A 2,072-nucleotide genomic window follows, 5' to 3' on the forward strand; every position below is an offset into this window, starting at 1 on the left:
CTGATAGAAGTTTCACTTTATCTTATTATAGAAAATATAGGAGGCTTTTTCATGTCAGAGCAAAATATTAAAGAGAAAAATTCTGCATTAGAATGGATTAAACCGATTTTAATTGCGATTGGGATTGTGTTAATTATTCGTATGTTTCTATTTGAACCGTATTTAGTAAGGGGAGAATCGATGAACCCGACATTAGAAGACGGAGAACGTCTTTTTGTAAATAAGACGGTGAAATTTATCGGAGAAATTGAAAAAGGGGACATTATTATTATTGATGGGGAGAACGAAAGATATGTAAAGAGAGTACTTGGTTTACCTGGTGATACTTTACAAGCGAAAAACGGGATATTGTTTATAAATAAGAAAGAAGTAAATGAACCGTATTTAAAGGAAAATGAAAAAGATGCAGCAGAGGCAGGTCAATTATTAACAGATGATTTTGGTCCTGTCGAAGTGCCTGAAAATGAAATTTTTGTCATGGGAGATAATCGTACAAACAGTCTCGACAGCCGAAATGGACTCGGCCTAATCAATAAAAAGAGAATTATCGGAAAATCTGAATTTGTCTTTTTCCCGTTCAACGAAGTGGGGAAGACGGAGTAAGAAAATTACCGGGATTCTTTTTTTGTAACCTCCTTATTTAATACACGTCTACTAATATAGAACGTTCGCTAATGGAACGTTCTATATTTTTAAAATTTCAAATACGATATCGAATGGAATTGGTTCCCCGTTTCGAAATAACTGTATCTTCTCATATGAATCGTGCGGAGTAATTTTATAAAGCAATTGATGTTTTAATTTTTCATTTGAATACTCGCTAGTTTTGTTCTCGGTAAAGTAAATATTTAATGTATCTTCATGTTGTTCTATTTTAACATCTGTAAAAAAAGCTGCCTCCTCTCCCGGAATAACATTTCCTCCATTTAGAAATACATACATATCTTTTCCCTCATCTGTGAAAAGGTAGCAGCCGTTTTCCGTTTTGGCACTCTCAATCGATTTTTGCATGTCAGAAGGAATATTTGTCATACTGACTTCTGAAAATACTAGCCCGGTATTACATCCTGTTAAAATTAAAATAAATAACAGCAATAGTTTGTTCATAACAGCACCACCTTTCTGCTTTATACGTTTCAAGAAGGGAAGAGGTTTCCTTCTATTAATAAAAGATAAGGGAGTGTTTTTGTTGAAAAAAACCATTTTTCTTTTGTTTTGCATCGTTGTCATAATGAGCGGGTGTACTAATACGACAGAAGAAAGTAAGATAGCAACAGAAAATGAAAATATAACAGTAACTGATAATCAGCAGGAAAAGGAAATAAAGAGTGAAGATTCGGCTGATTCAGAAGAAGAAAGCAGTGTAGGAAGAAAAGTAATTTATAATGCTCAATTAACAGTTCAGGTAGAAAATTATGAACATACAGTAAAAGAAATTCAAACAGAAGCGGTGAAGAAAAAAGGTTATATCTTAAATTCTAATACGTATCGTAATGGAGAAGAGGGACAGCTGCAAGGTACGATGACTATTCGTATTCCAACAAATGCTTTTCACCCTTTTATTGAAGCGTTGGAAAGTGGAAGTATAAAAGTGATAGATCGTACTATTTCCGGACAAGATGTTACAGAAGAATTTGTTGATCTGGAATCACGTTTAAAATCGAAGCAAGTGGTGGAGAAAAGATTGCTTGACTTTATGGAAAAAGCAGAGAAGACAGAAGATTTGCTGAAAATTTCAACAGATCTGGCGACAGTGCAAGAAGAAATAGAGCAAATAAAAGGGAGAATGAATTATTTACAGAACCAAGCTGACTTAGCAACTGTGACGATTGAAATAGCAGAGAAATCTGTAAATGTTCCTGATCTGCAAAGTAAAGATTTAAATACATGGGAGAAAACGAAAAAACAATTTATAGGAAGCTTAAATTTTATTTTATCAGCAGGTTCCGGTCTGATCGTTTTCTTTATTGGAAATATGCCTGTTTTCCTGATTATCGGACTTATCATATTTATCGTATTTGCAATCAGGAAACGAATGAAAAAAGAATAAAGTGAAACTTCCATCAGTCGGG

The 2,072-nt window shown here is 33.8% G+C and carries 3 protein-coding genes; 2 read left to right on the forward strand and 1 reads right to left on the reverse strand.

Going from position 1 to position 2,072, the window contains the following annotated elements:
* Positions 1 to 51 precede the first annotated feature (51 nt).
* Positions 52 to 603, forward strand: a complete 552-nt coding sequence (lepB, locus tag BFA01S_RS21390; RefSeq protein WP_066235648.1) for a signal peptidase I — start codon at positions 52 to 54, stop codon at positions 601 to 603.
* Positions 604 to 684: 81 nt separating this feature from the next.
* On the opposite strand, the gene BFA01S_RS21395 is transcribed toward lepB, so the two are convergent.
* Positions 685 to 1,107: a hypothetical protein gene (locus tag BFA01S_RS21395; RefSeq protein WP_066235651.1), complete on the reverse strand. Its 423-nt coding sequence runs from the start codon at positions 1,105 to 1,107 to the stop codon at positions 685 to 687.
* A gap of 82 nt (positions 1,108 to 1,189) precedes the next feature.
* On the opposite strand from BFA01S_RS21395, the gene BFA01S_RS21400 reads away from it, so the two are divergent.
* Complete coding sequence (locus tag BFA01S_RS21400) at positions 1,190 to 2,050, forward strand: DUF4349 domain-containing protein (RefSeq protein ID WP_169800528.1); 861 nt, start codon at positions 1,190 to 1,192, stop codon at positions 2,048 to 2,050.
* Positions 2,051 to 2,072 lie beyond the last annotated feature (22 nt).

Origin of the sequence: Metabacillus fastidiosus NBRC 101226 (genome assembly GCF_001591625.1) — a bacterium.
GTDB classification, from domain to species: Bacteria; Bacillota; Bacilli; order Bacillales; family Bacillaceae; genus Metabacillus; species Metabacillus fastidiosus.

Coding starts and splice junctions, on each gene's coding strand:
- lepB (WP_066235648.1), top strand. CDS start 52: ATGTCAGAGCAAAATATTAAAGAGAAAAATTCTGCATTAGAATGGATT.
- BFA01S_RS21395 (WP_066235651.1), bottom strand. CDS start 1,107: ATGAACAAACTATTGCTGTTATTTATTTTAATTTTAACAGGATGTAAT.